The following is a 16,283-nucleotide window of genomic DNA, read 5'->3' as shown; positions in this document are numbered from 1 at the left end:
TTTTTAAGCGGACACATCTACTTGTTTTTTCGCCATATGTTGCTTTACTCCAACTAATACAACTAACAATAACCCTCCACCTATTGTCATCATAACAATGCTAGTTGGCAACATATCTAATAGTAGTCCATATACAATCATACCAAGCGGTGCGATTGCAGTCGCAATTGTTTCAAGTAGGCCAAACACACGCCCTAGGTAGCTCGGATCTGTCGTTTTTTGCATATGTACTTGCATTGGAATGTTTACAATCATAATTGCTATACCAGTTAACATCATAAAAGCAATATAGTAAATAAAACTTGCTACTTTTGGAATGACAACTAACAACGGAAAGACTGTACATAAACTTAAACCTGCAAACAAAAACAGTCCAGTATAAATAGAACGAAATGGATTATTCACTTCTTTACGCACTGATAAAGCAATCGCTCCCATTAGCATCCCGACTGCTAACATTCCCTCTACAGTACCGAGTTGCCTTGAAGATAAATGTAATGTATGGACGATAATGTACGGAAGTGCAACTGTTAGACCACACGCAAAAAAGTTTACCCACAATGCTATTTTCATTAAACCATATATTTCACGTTGTCTTTTTACATATAAAAAACCTTCTTTTATACTCGTCAAGAAATGCTCTGTACTTTCAGCCACTTCTTTTTTATATAAATCAAATACGATAAATAATTGCAAAATAACCGCTAAAAAGAACGTAATGCTATTTAATAGGAAAAACGATTTAATTGAAAAGAAACCATATACAACTCCGCCAATAATCGGTCCTAAAATATTTGATAAAGAAGCTGCCGTTTGATTTAAAGCACTCGCTTTTTGAATACGTCCTTCATCTACTAAACTCGGAATAGACGAAGTTAATGCAACAGAATAAAAACTTGCACAAATTGATAATAATGCTGCTGAAATATAAATAAAAAGAAGTGATGGCCCAAATATAGTAGCAAGAATAAACATACTAAGCATCGTTAAACTACTTAATAAATCAGTACCAATGACAAGCCATTTTCGATTCACACGGTCTGCTACAGCACCAGCAATTGGGCCACAGATCATCCTTGGAAGTGATCCGCAAACGAGCGTAATTGCAAACCCCATCCCTGAACCAGTAGTCTTTAATACATATAACCCCATTGCGAACGTATAAATACCTGCGCCTAATAAAGACGTCATTTTTCCAATCATCATTAAAATGATATTTCTAGTTGCAATCTTCATTCTTGAATCATGTTGTCCTATACTTATATCTCCCATTTTTGACTCTCTCCCCTTAAAAGTTAAATTGTGTTAAACTTATTATATAATCAACTTTCCAATTTTCACAATAAAAAGTTAAATACAATTAAACTTTTTAAATATAAAGGAGCAATAATATGGCAACTCTCGGTGAAAAAATTAAAGCATTACGAAAAGATAAAAAGCTTACGCAAACAGCACTGGCAGGTTCGGAACTGACAAAAAGTATGCTTAGTCAAATTGAAAATGGAAAAGCTACACCTTCTATGAAAACATTACAATATATTGCGGAAAAACTTGAATGTGAAACTAGCTTTTTATTAGAAGAAGATGAAGAAGAAATTGTGGAACTCATTCAAAAAATGGAGCCATTAATAAAATCAAATAAATGCGATGAAGTATACAAGACTTTACTACCTATCGTTCAAAAAGAACTACCCCTTACTTTAAACACAGCACGTTTATATAAACAGTTCATAACTGGAGCGGCCATTATGAACGATTATAATATTGAATATTACGTAGAAACAGCTGTTTCTATATTTGAAAAATATACTTTGTATCGTGAAAGTACTGAAACGAAACTACTGTTTTACTATATGCTCTACAAACGGAAAAAATATAAAGAATGTTTACAGTTGATTAGCAGAATTCGCGATGAATATAAAACGAAGAATTTAGAAATGGATCTCATTACACATATACAATTATACTTAAAAGAAGCAATTATTTTACTCGCATATGGTAATTATGAAAAATGTGAAAAAGTCATTTTAGATGCACTTGCATTTTCAAAAAAACATCAAGTGTATTATAAAACAGATGAATTTTACCGTATTTTATCTTATCAAAAAATCATTACAACCGATAAAGAACGATATTTATATTACATAAAAAAATCGGAGCAATTTGCCATTTTTACAGAAGATACTTTATCCGCTGCAAATATAGATATATTAAAAGCTTATTACTACAATACCGTTACAAACGAATATACAATTGCATTAGAACATTTAGAACAATTCCGAGAAAAACTAAAAGATGTACCGATTTTTCAAGAAGATGGATTGTATTATCTTGAAAAAGGAAAATCTCTGTATGGTTTAAAACGTTACGAGGAAGCTTTGGAAACATTAAAACGTGCTAATATTCCAGATTATATGAGTCATCCACTTGATCAGTCATGGTTATTAACAGCTGGCTCATATCGTGCCCTGTGTCATATAGAACTTCAAGATAAACCAGCTGCTCTGAAAGAAGCAAAAGAAGCAGTTCAAACGATAGATGGTTATCCTGATTCCATCTTTTCTTCATTTATTAAAGAAACATTACAAATAATACAAAAACTTTAAGAATGTCTCTAAATGGTATATTATTCCTCTTTTTTAGCAAAGATAATAATGATGGGAGGAATATAAATGAATATACAACGTGCAATAGAGCTTTCTGTGTCAGCGGAACAAGCCAATGTCAGTTTTCAAGGCATGCCTGTTATGATTCAACACGTCGATGAAAGCAATGAAACCGCCCGCATATATGAAGTAAAAAACCCAGGACGCGAATTAACTGTTCCAGTTAATAGCTTAGAGGAAATATAAGAAATGCCACTTCTCTTTTGAAGTGGCATTTTTCTTATTTCAGATTACTTATTATAAATTTCTTCAATCTTTTATTTTACATGAGCTGAAAAAATAAGAATTTTCTACTTCTTTTCTTTTTATGACCTGCTAAAATACAAACTATGGATTAATTATTCGTACTATACATTAAGGAGGAAAAATAATGGCATCTAATTTAGAAAAAAACAAGCCTTATTATGCAGTTATATTCACTTCTAATTTATCAAATGATACAACTGACTATAATACCGTTGCCGAAGAAATGGAGAAACTTGCAAAGCAACAACCTGGATTTTTAAGTGTAGAAAGTGCACGAGGTAATTCTGGACTCGGAATAACAATTTCTTATTGGGAATCACTTGATGCGATTGAAAATTGGAAAAAGAACGCCTTACATAAAGAAGCGAAAAAAAGAGGTCGTGAGCAATGGTATGAAAACTTCCACCTGCGTATCTGCCTTGTTGAGAAAGAATTTAAGTTTCAAAGAGGCACAATATAACTATGAAGAAAAAAGTAGCTCTCGTTATTGTTCATGAAATATATGGTGTGAACGACCATATGCATCACGTTACCAACCACTTTACTTCATCTCATATAGACGTATTCTGTCCTAACCTTCTACAATCGCAACATGCATTTCATTATAGTGATGAAGAAAAAGCATATGAACATTTTGTAAATCATATTGGATTTGATTATGGAAAAAAGCAAATTGAAGAATTCATTTCTCATCTTTCTAGTAGTTATACACATATTGGTCTTATCGGCTTTAGCGTTGGAGCTACCGTCTCATGGCTATGTAGTAACAATCCGAAAATAGATTTTATTATCGGATGTTACGGTTCTCGTATACGCGACTATGTTCACATAAAGCCTACATGCGCTACACTACTTATATTTCCTGAAAAAGAAGCTAGTTTTTCAGTATCCTCTTTAATTCAAACATTGCAGCAACAAAAAAATCCTTTATTAGAAATAAAACAACTACACGGTGAACATGGATTTCTAAATCCGTACACTGAAAAATATAACAGGCACTCTACAAAACAAGCATACAATTTAATAGATTCATTTCTTGTAAAGTGAAACTTTATTAGTTTTTTATTTGGGTTATTGTTGTTAGTTCTTTCGGGGATGTAATAGAAAAAGGAAGAAAAGCCAACTTTCAACTTTTCTTCCTTCTATGTTTACCTTTAGCTTTCACTGTCACTGATTCACAAGGTGTATAATATATTTGAGGCGTCGCCTTATCAACAAACATCATAAATGTAATAAAACCGAGAATAAAGAAAATAAACAACGTTAACAAAATTGCTCCTATCGTTAAAAGTATCATAACACCACCCCTATATTTTTCATGTTATTACACTTTTCGCTATTATATGAGCGTAATCCTTTTTAGAAAAAGAAACGTAACAAAATAATCACAACCACTCCCGTTAATACTGTACCTAATAAACTACGAGTATATATCGCTACAAGAAATGTTGGAATTGCTGCAATAAGATAATCCCACTGCATCGTCTCATGCATAAATAAAACTTGTGCTAAAAGCGCTGCTAATATCGCAATTGGTATGTAATTTAACCATTTTAAACCCCAGTCAGGAATTTGTAGTTTGCTAAATACGAGTAGAGGTAAAATACGTGGCACGAGTGTAACAGCTCCTGCTGCTAGTAAAAGTAATAATACATCTAATCTCATTTCCATTTTTCAATCACCACTCCAATCGTCGCAGCTAGTAATGTTGCGATAATAACCGCTATACTATCTGGCATAAATAGGTGTGAAACGTATGCGATAATAATCGATACAATTGCAACACTTAAATGAATTACTAGTTTTGGTTTACTACTTATGAGCTGAAGAACAAATAATCCGATAAACATCGCTGGTAATGCATAATCCATCCCGTATGTATGTGGATCTGGTATCCACTCACCAAATAGCCCACCAATAATGGTAGCAAGTATCCAATTTAAATATGCTGTTACGTTAAGCCCAATCATCCATCTTTCACCTAAATATCCTTTTTGCGCTGCATGCTGCACTGCAACGCCGAAAGTTTCATCTGTAATTTGCGAACCGATGATTAAGTTTTTAAATAGAGGAATTTTCGTAAAGTACGGTGCAAGCGCTGCGCTCATTAATAAATGGCGTAAATTAACAAAAAATACAGTAAAAATAATTGCGGAAGCAGGAGCACCGGCTGCATACATACCAGCTAATATAAATTGGGCAGAACCTGCATAAATTAAAGTGGACATAAATGCAATTTCAATGATAGAAAAACCTGCTGTTTTTGCAATTACACCAGCTGCTATACCGATGCTCAAATAACCAAATACAGTTGGTAAACAATCTTTTACTCCTTGCTGAAATGTATCATCGCTCTGCAAAGCTACATGTGCCTCAGCTTTACTCATCTCTATCATCCTCCATTCCTTCTAAAGTTCGTTTTCCTGTTACGACATGAACTAAATCTATATTTTCACGCCATAACGTATCTAACTTATCAGCTCCAAATTCCTTTGTGATTTCTTCAACCATAATATCGTGCCGCACATACTCTGTCGCAACGAGAACTAGCGCTGGGTCATACGTTGTAACGGCCCATGAAGTGCTATCATTTGAGAAGTTCGCAATTAATACTTCCTCTCCATCACGAGCAATAACAGTTAAATGACCACCCATTCTCTTTTCAACAACGTGGGGCGTCATATAATTATGATGAAACGTCGCTCCTATTTTTGTTTCTGGAGCTCCAAATAAGATTGAAAATATATGTACGCCTTCCTCTTTCTTTTGATGAATGTATGGCTCAATTTCATGCACTTGATCTTCCCATACAGAAATCCATAATTCTTCCTTTGCCCTATTAATTATATTGCATATTTCTTTTAAAACACGATCATTTGAGCGAATATGCGAAATTACATCTATTTGTCGCTCTTGTTCTAAACAATTTAGTTTCTCATCTAAAAATTCAAAGGATTTTTCAAAGTCTTTTCGCATTCGATTCATTAATTCGGTAGCTGGTACTGGTACATATTTAACTGGTTCAGAAGGTACAATATGCACCGCTCCTTTATCCATTAACTTACCGAGTACCTCGTAAATCATAGAACGAGGTACTCCTGTTTGTTTACTCACTTCATAGCCTGTTACTGGGGAGTGTTTTAACAATCCAATATACGCTTTACATTCATACTGGGAAAATCCTAACTTTTGTAATTCCTTTATAATTTCATCCATCGGTAACCCCTCACAATCTAAATCGCCCTTACTTCAAAACGACGATTTTGCTTCCCTTTACTTTTTACTTTATCAATAACAAGTGTTCCTATTTCACTCGTATTTTTCACATGTGTGCCTCCACAAGCTTGTTCGTCTAAATTTTCAATTGTAACAATGCGGATTTCTTGGATAGTAGTTGGCAGGAGATTTATTGCTGTTTTAATCATTCCTACAGCATTTTCTGCTTCTTCGCGGCTCATATAGCGAGTGGAAATTTCTTTATTTTGCTCAATAAGTTTATTCACTTCCTCAACAATTTCTTCTACTTCCACGCTCGATAACTCTTGTAACTCATTAAAATCGATACGGGCTTTATCAGGATAAATTTGGTTTCCGGTGCATAGTGCTCCATACTTTTCATAAACCACAGCTCCGATAAGATGCAGTAAAGAGTGATGACGCATTAAATTATGACGTCTTTCCCAATTCATCTCTAATTTAACTGGACCTAATTTTACTTGAGCTTCATCTTTTATATAGTGAACTATTTCTCCCTGCTCCCTCTTTACTTTTTCAACTTCAAATACAGACCCATCTTGTACAATGACACCCGTATCACATTCCTGCCCTCCACCAGTTGGATAAAAAACTGTTTCTTTTAGAAATATTTTATTCCCTTCTACTTTTATCACTTCTGTTTCGCAACTCGTTTTGTATGCATCTTCTAAATATAATGCCGTTGTCATACTCTCACCTCTTTAGTAGTTATAGTTATACCTACTAATATAAAAAATAACATTCATACAGTCAACTTATATTTCAGAATTTTTAATTTTAAACAAAAAAAGCCTTTTACAATAAGGCTTTTTTCTACATACTATTATTTATTTTAACTGTAAAGTATTTAATATGTTCCCCGCCAAATGCTCCCGTAAAGTAGAACCTGTATACTCTTCCCTAAATACACCCGCCTTCACAAATAAAGGGATGACTTCACTAAAGAATAGATCTAGTGACTTTGGAGGTCCTCCTGGAATGGCAATAAATCCATCTAACGCCCCTGCCTCAAACCTATCCATAATTTGCTTCGCAACGTCTTTTGGTGTACCAACCGCAACCCAATGAGCCGATCCAACAACTTCTGGTCGTTCTAGTATTTGTTCAACTGTTGGTTCATTTTTAATAATGAAGTTCCGTAATAACTCGGCATGAGTTTTACTACGTACAGTTTGATTCCGACTTGGCAGCATCTCTTCCGTAATTTTACTTTCTAGCGGAATCCCTCTCGCATCTAATCCGAGAACCATTTCAAGTAACGTATATCTCTTCTCTTTTGTGAGATGTTGATGAGCTTGCCTATGCATTTCTAACGCTTCTTCATATGTATCACCTATAAAGAAATATAATCCAGGTAATACACGTATAGCATCTTGCTTGCGGCCATGCTGTTCTGCTCTTCTTCTTAAATCTTGACGAAGTTCAATTCCTGACTCTATATCAGGCGTTGCGGCAAAAATTGCATCAGCAACAGAAGCAGCAAAATTCCGACCAGACTCTGAAGCACCGGCTTGAAATAATGGCATTTCTCCTGATATATGCTGTGGGATATTCAGTGGACCTTTTACCTTAAAGTACTCACCATTATGCTCAATAGGCTTTACCATCTCTCTAATAACATCAGGATTATCTACTTTCAATACTTCATTAGGGTGACTCCTCCAAAGTTTTCTTACTAACTCTGTACATTCTGCCGCTTTCGCGTATCGTTCCTCAGATGATGGCATCCCTTCCTCACCAAAGTTTTCAGCACCGTCAATGGATGTAACAATGTTCCACCCTACTCGGCCGTTACTAATCCAGTGTAACGATTGTAATTGCCTTGCTAATATATATGGTGGATAAAACGAAGTTGAAGCAGTTGTAACGACTCCAATTTTTTCTGTCGCATAAGCAATAGCAGTAAACAGTAACGTCGGGTCTAAAATGACATTCCCTTTATTACGAGCAATTAAATCTGGGTGCGCCACTAAATAATCGGCTTTAAAAACAAAATCTAACTTAGCCTTTTCTGCCTGTAGTGCCAACTCTACTTGTTCATCAATTCCGGAATTAAACTCATTCTCTTGTTCTTTCTAGAAATTAAACATAATCCAATGCAAAGTTGATTCTTTGTAGACATATATACACCATCCCCTTATTTTTAATTCACTTAGTTAAACAAATATTGCTGCCATTATGAAATTCTGTTCTTATGAAAATAGATAAAATGATATTGATAATCATTATCATTTTATGATGTAACTGTAATAAAAGCAATAACAAAAAAGACTTCCACTTTTGGAAGTCCTTTATCTCAATATTTCATTCGCTTCTTTTTCATAAATTTTATCAAATGACGTCATAACGCGCTGTGATGCTTGAATCATCTTTTGATCCGTCATAAGATCGGCCATCTCTTTCGTCATATCTACATTTGAATTTTCTAGCATATGATTTTTTACTATTCCTGTTCCGTTCGGTAAATTAGCAATGTTTCCTTCTGCTAGTGTAAAGCTTTTATTTTCACGTTGTACGAGACGAGCATTCGTTTCTGCATCTACTGTTTTTGTTTGCAAACGAGCAATATTATTTTGTGTTACTTCATCATATAATGTACCGTCTGCTTGTACAGCAACCTTTGCTCCTTCCGGAATACGAATACGCTCATTATTCTCTCCCATTACGAAAGCACCTGAAGATGTTTGTAAATAACGATCACTATTTAATGTGAAACTACCATCTCTCGTTAAAAACGTTTCATCATTTTTAGAAGTAACGAAAAATGATGTTGTGCCGGCTGCGCCGTCATCTAAAAAGAAATCTGTAGCGCTATTTGTCATTTGTATATTTCCTTGTACTAAATTCACATGTGTTGCAGCTGGTACTACAGCATAATCGACCGAACCGATATTTGTTACCGCCCCATCTCCGCGGCGATATGTGTCTTGTACATCAAATACTTTAGACGTCATATTTTCTGCTTTAAATCCTGTCGTTTGAGCATTTGCAACGTTATTCGAATGAACATTAATTCGCTGCATGTAGTTCATCATACCCATAGAACCTATATAAAGACCGTTCATATTCGTTTGAATAAGGCAAGCGCCTTATTCTTCACCTCTTTTCTACGATGTTTGTAACATTTGTTTCGCTAAATGTTCAGCTGTAGCGATATGTATATTTTTCCTTATGTCTTGGCCATCTGTCATTAATACAATAGGAGCTGATGATACTGCTGGAATTTTCAACAATTCACCACTACTTGCTGTTTCATCAAATTTTGTAAACACAATACCATCTATATGAATATCTTTAAAGTTTGTAATGATTTCAATCATATCTTTACTTTTCATCGAAGCTGATAACGTTAAACAAATATAATCTGGCTCTACTTGTCCCATCGTTTCAATCATTTCTTCTACTGTTTCTGTCGTACGATAATTTTTTCCGGCTGTATCAATTAAAATATAATCGACGCGCGCTTCTTCTTTAAAATACGTAAGCGCTCTTGTCATTGCAGCTTCATCACGCACAGCAATTACTTCCGATCCAATTGTCTTTACGTTATCTTGCAATTGCTGCACTGTCCCTATGCGCGAATGATCTGTCGTTATAAAACCAACTGTTTTGTTCTTACCGTGAAATTGCCATGCCATTTTCGCAAGCGTCGTCGTTTTACCAACACCAGTTGGACCGATTAATGCAATTGTTTGTACTTCTTTTTCAAAGACGTTTTCCGTATTGAAATGAGATTTCATATCTTCCAATATGTACCTAATAACTTCTTCTTCCGTAATCATCGTTGCATTTTCAAACTTTATTTTTAACTTTTCAGCATATGCATAAATGAAATATTGTTCCACATCGTTTTGTTCTAGCATCCGAATTACCTTTTGAATAATAAACGGTACAGATTCTTGACTTTCTTTCTTTGGAACTACTTCTTCTTTCTTTACCGGAATGACTTGTTTCACAACTTTTTTCTTTTTCGGTACTTCCGTTTCTTTCGTCTGTTTCACCACGACAATTCCTTTTTCAAACAGCTTTAATAGTTTTTCTTTTTTTCTTGCCCATTCTTCACTATTTCCTGTTTGCATTGCCGCGTATGACATAGAAGTCGTTACGTTTTCTAAATTGTGCAGTACTGATTGAATTCCATTCGCCTTCACAATTTGTTCTGAAGGATCATTCACAACATCCATTAACTGTTCATGAAATTGAGCTGTACCTTCATTCACTTCTTCCTGTTTTTCTTCTGGAAAAGCAACTAACATTTCATAATCCTTTTTCCAGAAAAACGGTATATTTCGTTTTACACTTTCATCGACAACGTAATAATAATCTGTACCATATTGGTCAAATAACTTTCGATACAATTCATTTTTCGAAGCTGCTTTTATTCGCATTAACGCTTCTTTCTTTTCTGTACTTTCCATTACTTCACCCCCTACTATTCAATATAGGCAATTTGATCCACAACAATTTCTGGTGCTAATTCGCTAATACAAAGTACTTGTGCTTCTACTTGATAACGTTCTAGCAGTCTTACAATTGCAAATCTAAAATCTTTTCTACGTGTTAATAACACTGGTTCTCTTCCCATTAAACGTGCTTGCTTAAAGACGCGCTGCACTTGCTCAACGACACGTGTTTCTAAATCTAAATCCCAGTTTAACAAGTAACCTTGATATGAATTATTCACAACATCCGCATCTAACTCAATTGAATCAGAGAAGAGCGCTGCATAAATTTTTCCGTCCGGATTTTTCGCATTTTCACAAATAACTTTTGAAATACATTCACGAACAAATGATGTCACACCATCAACGTGATTTTGATACACTTCTTTTCCGTCAATAATACCTTCAATAATTGTTGGTAAATCACGAATAGAAATACCTTCTTTTAGAAGTTGTTTAATAACATTTTGAACGAGTGATAAATCAATTTCTTTCTTCTTAATCTCTTCTAATAGAACGCCATTATCATTTTCAAGCGAGTTAATTAAGTCTTTTACATGTTGGCGCTGAATTAATTCATGCAGATTACGCCTTACGACAACATCTAAATGTGTAATTAATATGCTAAGTGGCTCTAACACTTGATAGCCTTTCATTTGTGCATCTTGCACCATATGCTCTAAAATCCAATATCCATCTTCGCCGAAAATTGGATCTTTCGCTGGTTCTGCATCTAAATCAGCCATTACGTTCGGTGTTTTTAGTGCTAATAAATAACCTGATTTTAAAACACCTTCAGCCGCCTTCGCACCTTTAATACGAATAATGTAACGACCACGTGGTCTAAAGCTCGTATTATCTTTAAAGTTAATTCCAGGAACGTTAATACCAAGGTCAGTAATAATCGACTTCCGCATAAGAACAACTTTATCACGAGCTGTTTCCCCGTTAATTTTCTGCTTTACAAGTGCTGCTAAATCTAAACCGAGTTCTACAATAATCGGATATTTATCCGTAAATACTCCGAATGAATCTTCCACTTGTTGCAGTTGCTCATCTTCGCCTTGAATCATTTCTAATTCTTTTTGAAGCTCGTCTTCTTTTTCTTTCTTTATTCGATTTTTATTACGAATGCCTAAGAAGATAATCGTTCCACCAACGAGTGCGAATGGTAAAAACGGTAGCGGAGTAAAAATACCCATTGCGATAAATAAACCACCTAGTGCATATACAACGACTTCATGCGCTAATAGCTCTTTAAAGATACCTTCTGTTACTGTATCCGGTGAGCCGTCAAATACACGCGTTACGATAATACCTGTTGAAATTGCAAGCATTAATGAACCGATTTGGTTTACGATTCCGTCACCGACAGTTAACTGTGTATAATGAAGAGCTGCATCTGCAAAGCTCATTCTTTGCTGCATCATGCCGACAATTAAACCGAAAATAATGTTTACGAATAAAATGACAATCCCGAAAATAACGTCCCCTTTAATGAACTTCCCGGCACCATCCATCGCTCCGTAAAACTCTGTTTCCATATTTAATTTTTTACGTTTTGCCTGTGCATCTTTTTCTGAAATAATACGCTGGTTTAAATCAGCATCGATAGACATTTGTTTCCCTGGTAAAGAATCAAGTGTAAAACGAGCTGCTACTTCAGCTGTACGAGATGCACCGTTTGCAACGATAAACTGGAATATGATTAAAACTATAAAAATAACGATACCAATTAATAAGTTCCCGCCAATTACGAACTGGCCAAACTCTTCAATAACATGACCCGCATTTCCGTCTGTTAAAATCGCTCGCGTCGTCGAAACGTTAATCGATACGCGGAAAATCCCGATTAATAACAACATCGTCGGAAATGACTTTAACTCATCCCACTCGTTAATACTTGTCGCTCGCATATAAATAAGCACTGACATACTTAGTAGAAAAACGATAACGATATCAAGTATAAATGGTGGAAGTGGAATTAAGAGCGCCACAACGAATGACGCTGCTAAAAAGATAGAAAAATAGGTTCTTGCAGAATCCATCTTAAACAAAGAGATCCCCTCCAAACGCGCTATTATACTTCAAGTTCATTCGTTTGAATTAAATAGCGCATAACTTCAATTACAGCTACGTATAAATCTTCAGGAATTGTCTCATCTTCCTCGACTTGATAATATAAAGAACGAGCAAGCGGACGGTTTTCCACCATTGGTATTTCATGTTCACGGGCAAGCGTTCGTATATATAATGCGAGCTCATCTTCCCCTTTTGCAACGACAATAGGCGCCGCATCAACTTGTTTATTGTACCGAAGCACCACTGAAATATGCGTCGGGTTGTTTACAATAAACGTTGCACCATCCATCTTCTTCGCGATTGTCCCTTGCAAGATCGCATGCATAAAGTTTTTTCGTTTCCCCTTTACTTGCGGGTCCCCTTCATTATCTTTATGCTCTTGTTTCACTTCTTCTTTTTTCATCTTAATATCTTGTTCATACTCCCATTTTTGATAAATGAAATCGATAATAGAAAGAACGATTAAAATAATTAAAATTGCTAAGAAGATAAATTTAATTTGCCTAATAATTTCAGTAAGTGACGCAGTCCAGTTAAAACCAATCATACTGACAATTTTCTCTAAATTCTTTTTAAAAAGAACGTACGAAACGTAACCGATTAATCCCATATAGAACAGTGATTTCAAAATATCTACTAAACTTTTACGACTAAACAATCTCGTAAAATAGTTTTTCGGATTAATACGTGACGCTTTCGGTTTAATGACTTTAGAAGAAAATAGGAAGCCGACTTGAATCATATAATTGAATAAATGAAAAGCATATACGAGTATTAATATCGGAGCCGATACTTTCAGTAATAAAATCCCCATTAAATAAAAATACTCGGTTGAATCTGTATTTTTTCCAATTTGATCAAACAGCACCGCTACGGAATTTGCAATCTCATAACCTAGCCAATCTCCGAAGAAATAAACGACAACTGCTAATACGAGAATGGAAAATAAATTATTTAAATCTTTACTCCGGGCAATATTCCCTTCTTCACGCGATTTTTTACGCTTCTGCGGGGTGGCCTTTTCTGTTTTATTATCCTTTGCCATGCGCGTCCCCCTACTTCGTTAAGAAAAAGTTAAATAGTTTCGTATACTCTTCAAGTAATACATCCGTCATATTTTTAAACACATAACCGAGCATCGGTACACTCATCGCAATAAACAAAATACCGCACGTAATTTTAATTACGTATGCATTCATAAAAACGTTTAATTGCGGAGCATTTTTTGCAATTAAAATTAGAACAAAGTTAATGATGAATAAACTTCCCATAAGCGGCAGAGCAATTTCAACCGCTGATGTGATCGCAAATAATAACGTTGCGAGTAGACTATCTAAAAAACTAGTCGTCAACAATTTTGAAATCGCCTCTGTATATTGAAACGACTTTAAAATCGTGGCAACGAAATAGTTAATGCCGCCAAGTGAAATAAAAATAATGAGAAAAAATATATCAAAAATGGTTGATAGTAAAGTAGACTGTGAGCCCGCATTTACATCAAACAAACTTGCTTGTGATAAACCGATATCAAAGTCTAAAATATGCCCTGCCATTTTCGGAATGTTCCACAGCATCTCTACAATTTTTGAAAGTGATAAACCAATTACAATTTGCGTTGCTGCATAAGCTGCAACGTCCCAAACTGTCTTGATGTGAGAGACATCCACTTGATCGGCCACTGTAATTGAAAGAGCAAGTCCAACTGTAACCTTCGCCATTGCTGGAATGGATCGGCCTGAGAAAAACGGTAAAAAATATAAAAATGAAGTAATGCGACAAAACGCAAAAAACGTCGCCGCCCATAATTCCATATTCATTTCAGTTCACCTATCTTAGTACGAACGCAATAGCGATGGGATTTTATCAAATAAATCTAAAATAAGCATCGTTAACTCTTGGAACATCCACGGACCTAAAATGATAATAACGAGCACAATACTCGCCATTTTCGGTAAAAACGTCAGCGTTTGCTCTTGAATTTGCATCATTGCCATAATAACCGCGATAATAATAACGACAATCAGACTTACAACGGCAATCGGCATTAAAATCATAACCCCTTTATAAAAAAAGGTTTGGAAAATATCTATAATTGGTGACGTATTCATTTATATGACTCCTATCACATAGCATCAAGCGCTTCAGGCGACCGTCTTAAACATAATATCGACGATTTTTGTATATCCACCTAAATATACGAAAACGAGTATTTTAAACGGTAAACTTAAAATCATCGGCGGTACCATCATCATCCCGAGGTACATTAAAAGTGTACTAATAATCAAATCTATAAATACAAACGCTAAATAAATGAACATCCCTGTTAGTAAACCTTTTTGAATTTGCGTTAACGTAAAGGATGGTACGAGTGTAAATAAGGAAAGATCTTTCAAATCTTTCGGCAACTCTTCTCCGCGTACTTTCAGCATCATTTTCAAATCATGCTTATACGTATGCTTTGACATATATTCTTTCATAATAGGAGCTGTCGTTTCCGCAGCTTGGCTTACTGTTATTTTCTCTTTCGTCATCGGATCCCACACATCGCTCTTCAGTTGCCCGAGTACAGGCTGCATCGTAAAGAGTGATAAAAATAATGCAAGTCCAACAAGCACTTGGTTTGGTGGTAAATTCATTACCCCAAGTCCTTGACGTGTAATCCCAAGAACGATCATAAAATAAGTAAAATGTGTAAATAATAGAACGATAGAAGAAGATAATGATAAAAGGGTAACGAGCGCAAATAGTTGTACACTTGAATTACTCGTAAACTCTTTTCCATTTTCGAAATTAATAAAACCGTTCGGGGCCGCATACGCTGGATTTACAAAAATAATTGAAAAAACGATAGAAAATACGAAAATAACGGCTAATAATGATAACTGTTTCTTTATTCTCATGATGGATCCTCTACTTTTTTCGTTTCAGTCTTCACCGCGTCTTCTAGTGCTTGTTGAAACTGATTTCCTGTTCCGGTTAATTGCACAGACTGTACACCGTTATTACTAATAACAGTGAACACTTGCTTTCCGTCCACTTCAAATAAAAAGGCACTCGTTTGATGATTTAAATACACGCCGTCTTTTACTTGAATATGGCCATTTTCACCCTGCTTAAAAAACTGCTGTTTGCGCGTCTTTTTTGTCATATAATATGCACCGTAACCGAGCGCACCAAACAGTAAAACGACTTGAAATAAGGTCGTCATATACGACATATGACTCCTCCTTTACTCTTTATCTTGCATTTGACTTTGCGCTTTCATAAGCGCCGCTTGTTTTTTATCAGCTTCAATTTCAGAAATGATAATACCGAATTTCTCGTCCATTACAATTGCTTCACCGATGCCGACTTTCATATTACTTAAATACACATCTACTTTATGTCCTAAGTTTTTCTCTACTTCAAGAACATCGCCAACTTTTAACTGCTTTACATCACCGAGCGTAATAGATGACTTTCCAAGCTTTACACCAAGTTCAATCGAAATATCTGAAACAGTATCAATATGTGCTTTACCTGCTTCATTTCGCTTTCCTGCAAAATCTTCTAATCCCATTAATGACACAGGAGATACTTCATGCTTCATATG

19 protein-coding genes and 1 pseudogene are annotated in these 16,283 nt (G+C 35.2%); 4 read left to right on the top strand and 16 right to left on the bottom strand.

The genetic code is table 11. The features are described 5' to 3' along the window. Window positions 1–3: 3 nt before the first annotated feature. Window positions 4–1,272 carry an MFS transporter gene (locus tag AC1Q8M_RS04730; RefSeq protein ID WP_065228583.1) on the bottom strand — a complete coding sequence of 423 codons (1,269 nt, stop codon included), beginning with the start codon at window positions 1,270–1,272 and terminating at the stop codon, window positions 4–6. 119 nt (window positions 1,273–1,391) lie between these two features. On the opposite strand from AC1Q8M_RS04730, the gene AC1Q8M_RS04725 reads away from it, so the two are divergent. The 4 genes from AC1Q8M_RS04725 (at window position 1,392) to AC1Q8M_RS04710 (ending at window position 3,959) form a co-directional block, all read left to right on the top strand. Next, window positions 1,392–2,606, top strand: coding sequence for a helix-turn-helix domain-containing protein (locus AC1Q8M_RS04725; protein WP_053564823.1), 1,215 nt, complete (start codon window positions 1,392–1,394; stop codon window positions 2,604–2,606). A 66-nt stretch (window positions 2,607–2,672) separates the two neighbouring features. Continuing rightward, window positions 2,673–2,852: an H-type small acid-soluble spore protein gene (locus tag AC1Q8M_RS04720; protein WP_001025734.1), complete on the top strand. Its 180-nt coding sequence runs from the start codon at window positions 2,673–2,675 to the stop codon at window positions 2,850–2,852. Window positions 2,853–3,036: 184 nt separating this feature from the next. Further along, a complete protein-coding gene (locus AC1Q8M_RS04715; protein WP_097924283.1) occupies window positions 3,037–3,372 on the top strand; it encodes an antibiotic biosynthesis monooxygenase family protein in 336 nt (111 codons plus the stop codon). Between the two features lie 2 nt (window positions 3,373–3,374). Continuing rightward, complete coding sequence (locus tag AC1Q8M_RS04710) at window positions 3,375–3,959, top strand: dienelactone hydrolase family protein (RefSeq protein ID WP_078401707.1); 585 nt, start codon at window positions 3,375–3,377, stop codon at window positions 3,957–3,959. 79 nt (window positions 3,960–4,038) lie between these two features. Here AC1Q8M_RS04710 and AC1Q8M_RS04705 read toward each other — a convergent pair whose 3' ends face one another. The 15 genes and pseudogenes from AC1Q8M_RS04705 to fliN form a co-directional block, all read right to left on the bottom strand. Further along, window positions 4,039–4,209: a DUF3951 domain-containing protein gene (locus tag AC1Q8M_RS04705; protein WP_000602245.1), complete on the bottom strand. Its 171-nt coding sequence runs from the start codon at window positions 4,207–4,209 to the stop codon at window positions 4,039–4,041. Between the two features lie 62 nt (window positions 4,210–4,271). Continuing rightward, window positions 4,272–4,583 (bottom strand): AzlD domain-containing protein, encoded by a 312-nt coding sequence (locus AC1Q8M_RS04700; RefSeq protein ID WP_000425944.1) that lies wholly within the window; start codon window positions 4,581–4,583, stop codon window positions 4,272–4,274. After that, a complete protein-coding gene (locus tag AC1Q8M_RS04695) occupies window positions 4,574–5,299 on the bottom strand; it encodes an AzlC family ABC transporter permease (RefSeq protein WP_016082166.1) in 726 nt (241 codons plus the stop codon). Before AC1Q8M_RS04695 ends, AC1Q8M_RS04700 begins: the two co-directional genes overlap by 10 nt. Continuing rightward, on the bottom strand, window positions 5,292–6,128 hold the full coding sequence (locus AC1Q8M_RS04690; protein ID WP_048656976.1) for a TrmB family transcriptional regulator: 837 nt from the start codon (window positions 6,126–6,128) through the stop codon (window positions 5,292–5,294). The genes AC1Q8M_RS04695 and AC1Q8M_RS04690 overlap by 8 nt, the downstream gene beginning before the upstream one ends. Before the next feature lie 17 nt (window positions 6,129–6,145). Beyond that, window positions 6,146–6,856 (bottom strand): alanyl-tRNA editing protein, encoded by a 711-nt coding sequence (locus AC1Q8M_RS04685; RefSeq protein WP_097924282.1) that lies wholly within the window; start codon window positions 6,854–6,856, stop codon window positions 6,146–6,148. 138 nt (window positions 6,857–6,994) lie between these two features. Further along, window positions 6,995–8,289: pseudogene (locus tag AC1Q8M_RS04680) on the bottom strand (NtaA/DmoA family FMN-dependent monooxygenase). A gap of 169 nt (window positions 8,290–8,458) precedes the next feature. Beyond that, entirely contained in the window at window positions 8,459–9,232 is a 774-nt protein-coding gene (locus AC1Q8M_RS04675; RefSeq protein ID WP_001013934.1) for a flagellar basal-body rod protein FlgG, read from the bottom strand. Between the two features lie 42 nt (window positions 9,233–9,274). After that, window positions 9,275–10,585, bottom strand: coding sequence for a flagellar biosynthesis GTPase FlhF (flhF, locus tag AC1Q8M_RS04670; RefSeq protein WP_098855591.1), 1,311 nt, complete (start codon window positions 10,583–10,585; stop codon window positions 9,275–9,277). A 14-nt stretch (window positions 10,586–10,599) separates the two neighbouring features. Beyond that, window positions 10,600–12,666 carry a flagellar biosynthesis protein FlhA gene (flhA, locus tag AC1Q8M_RS04665; RefSeq protein WP_000475626.1) on the bottom strand — a complete coding sequence of 689 codons (2,067 nt, stop codon included), beginning with the start codon at window positions 12,664–12,666 and terminating at the stop codon, window positions 10,600–10,602. 23 nt (window positions 12,667–12,689) lie between these two features. Then, window positions 12,690–13,736 carry a flagellar type III secretion system protein FlhB gene (gene flhB / locus AC1Q8M_RS04660; protein ID WP_001040119.1) on the bottom strand — a complete coding sequence of 349 codons (1,047 nt, stop codon included), beginning with the start codon at window positions 13,734–13,736 and terminating at the stop codon, window positions 12,690–12,692. A 10-nt stretch (window positions 13,737–13,746) separates the two neighbouring features. Further along, a complete protein-coding gene (locus AC1Q8M_RS04655; RefSeq protein ID WP_001055717.1) occupies window positions 13,747–14,508 on the bottom strand; it encodes a flagellar biosynthetic protein FliR in 762 nt (253 codons plus the stop codon). Window positions 14,509–14,523: 15 nt separating this feature from the next. After that, window positions 14,524–14,799, bottom strand: a complete 276-nt coding sequence (locus tag AC1Q8M_RS04650) for a flagellar biosynthetic protein FliQ (protein ID WP_001098080.1) — start codon at window positions 14,797–14,799, stop codon at window positions 14,524–14,526. Between the two features lie 33 nt (window positions 14,800–14,832). Beyond that, window positions 14,833–15,591, bottom strand: a complete 759-nt coding sequence (locus AC1Q8M_RS04645; protein ID WP_001220582.1) for a flagellar type III secretion system pore protein FliP — start codon at window positions 15,589–15,591, stop codon at window positions 14,833–14,835. After that, a complete protein-coding gene (locus tag AC1Q8M_RS04640; RefSeq protein ID WP_000121178.1) occupies window positions 15,588–15,908 on the bottom strand; it encodes a hypothetical protein in 321 nt (106 codons plus the stop codon). Before AC1Q8M_RS04640 ends, AC1Q8M_RS04645 begins: the two co-directional genes overlap by 4 nt. Window positions 15,909–15,920: 12 nt before the next feature. Next, window positions 15,921–16,280 (bottom strand): flagellar motor switch protein FliN, encoded by a 360-nt coding sequence (fliN, locus tag AC1Q8M_RS04635; protein ID WP_000680010.1) that lies wholly within the window; start codon window positions 16,278–16,280, stop codon window positions 15,921–15,923. Window positions 16,281–16,283 lie beyond the last annotated feature (3 nt).

This window comes from Bacillus sp. GW823-FHT06A10 (assembly GCF_058795375.1).
Note: the sequence above shows the minus strand (reverse complement) of the source record. Positions and strands in the feature narration are given on the sequence as shown.

What these genes read in the sequence shown, in the direction of transcription:
- AC1Q8M_RS04640 (WP_000121178.1), bottom strand. Translation starts at nt 15,908, where the DNA reads ATGTCGTATATGACGACCTTATTTCAAGTCGTTTTACTGTTTGGTGCG.
- AC1Q8M_RS04715 (WP_097924283.1), top strand. Translation starts at nt 3,037, where the DNA reads ATGGCATCTAATTTAGAAAAAAACAAGCCTTATTATGCAGTTATATTC.
- AC1Q8M_RS04730 (WP_065228583.1), bottom strand. Translation starts at nt 1,272, where the DNA reads ATGGGAGATATAAGTATAGGACAACATGATTCAAGAATGAAGATTGCA.
- AC1Q8M_RS04650 (WP_001098080.1), bottom strand. Translation starts at nt 14,799, where the DNA reads ATGAATACGTCACCAATTATAGATATTTTCCAAACCTTTTTTTATAAA.
- AC1Q8M_RS04655 (WP_001055717.1), bottom strand. Translation starts at nt 14,508, where the DNA reads ATGAATATGGAATTATGGGCGGCGACGTTTTTTGCGTTTTGTCGCATT.
- AC1Q8M_RS04695 (WP_016082166.1), bottom strand. Translation starts at nt 5,299, where the DNA reads ATGAGTAAAGCTGAGGCACATGTAGCTTTGCAGAGCGATGATACATTT.
- AC1Q8M_RS04685 (WP_097924282.1), bottom strand. Translation starts at nt 6,856, where the DNA reads ATGACAACGGCATTATATTTAGAAGATGCATACAAAACGAGTTGCGAA.
- fliN (WP_000680010.1), bottom strand. Translation starts at nt 16,280, where the DNA reads ATGAAGCATGAAGTATCTCCTGTGTCATTAATGGGATTAGAAGATTTT.
- AC1Q8M_RS04710 (WP_078401707.1), top strand. Translation starts at nt 3,375, where the DNA reads ATGAAGAAAAAAGTAGCTCTCGTTATTGTTCATGAAATATATGGTGTG.
- flhF (WP_098855591.1), bottom strand. Translation starts at nt 10,585, where the DNA reads ATGGAAAGTACAGAAAAGAAAGAAGCGTTAATGCGAATAAAAGCAGCT.
- AC1Q8M_RS04720 (WP_001025734.1), top strand. Translation starts at nt 2,673, where the DNA reads ATGAATATACAACGTGCAATAGAGCTTTCTGTGTCAGCGGAACAAGCC.
- AC1Q8M_RS04690 (WP_048656976.1), bottom strand. Translation starts at nt 6,128, where the DNA reads ATGGATGAAATTATAAAGGAATTACAAAAGTTAGGATTTTCCCAGTAT.
- AC1Q8M_RS04675 (WP_001013934.1), bottom strand. Translation starts at nt 9,232, where the DNA reads ATGAACGGTCTTTATATAGGTTCTATGGGTATGATGAACTACATGCAG.
- AC1Q8M_RS04705 (WP_000602245.1), bottom strand. Translation starts at nt 4,209, where the DNA reads ATGATACTTTTAACGATAGGAGCAATTTTGTTAACGTTGTTTATTTTC.
- flhB (WP_001040119.1), bottom strand. Translation starts at nt 13,736, where the DNA reads ATGGCAAAGGATAATAAAACAGAAAAGGCCACCCCGCAGAAGCGTAAA.
- AC1Q8M_RS04645 (WP_001220582.1), bottom strand. Translation starts at nt 15,591, where the DNA reads ATGAGAATAAAGAAACAGTTATCATTATTAGCCGTTATTTTCGTATTT.
- AC1Q8M_RS04725 (WP_053564823.1), top strand. Translation starts at nt 1,392, where the DNA reads ATGGCAACTCTCGGTGAAAAAATTAAAGCATTACGAAAAGATAAAAAG.
- AC1Q8M_RS04700 (WP_000425944.1), bottom strand. Translation starts at nt 4,583, where the DNA reads ATGGAAATGAGATTAGATGTATTATTACTTTTACTAGCAGCAGGAGCT.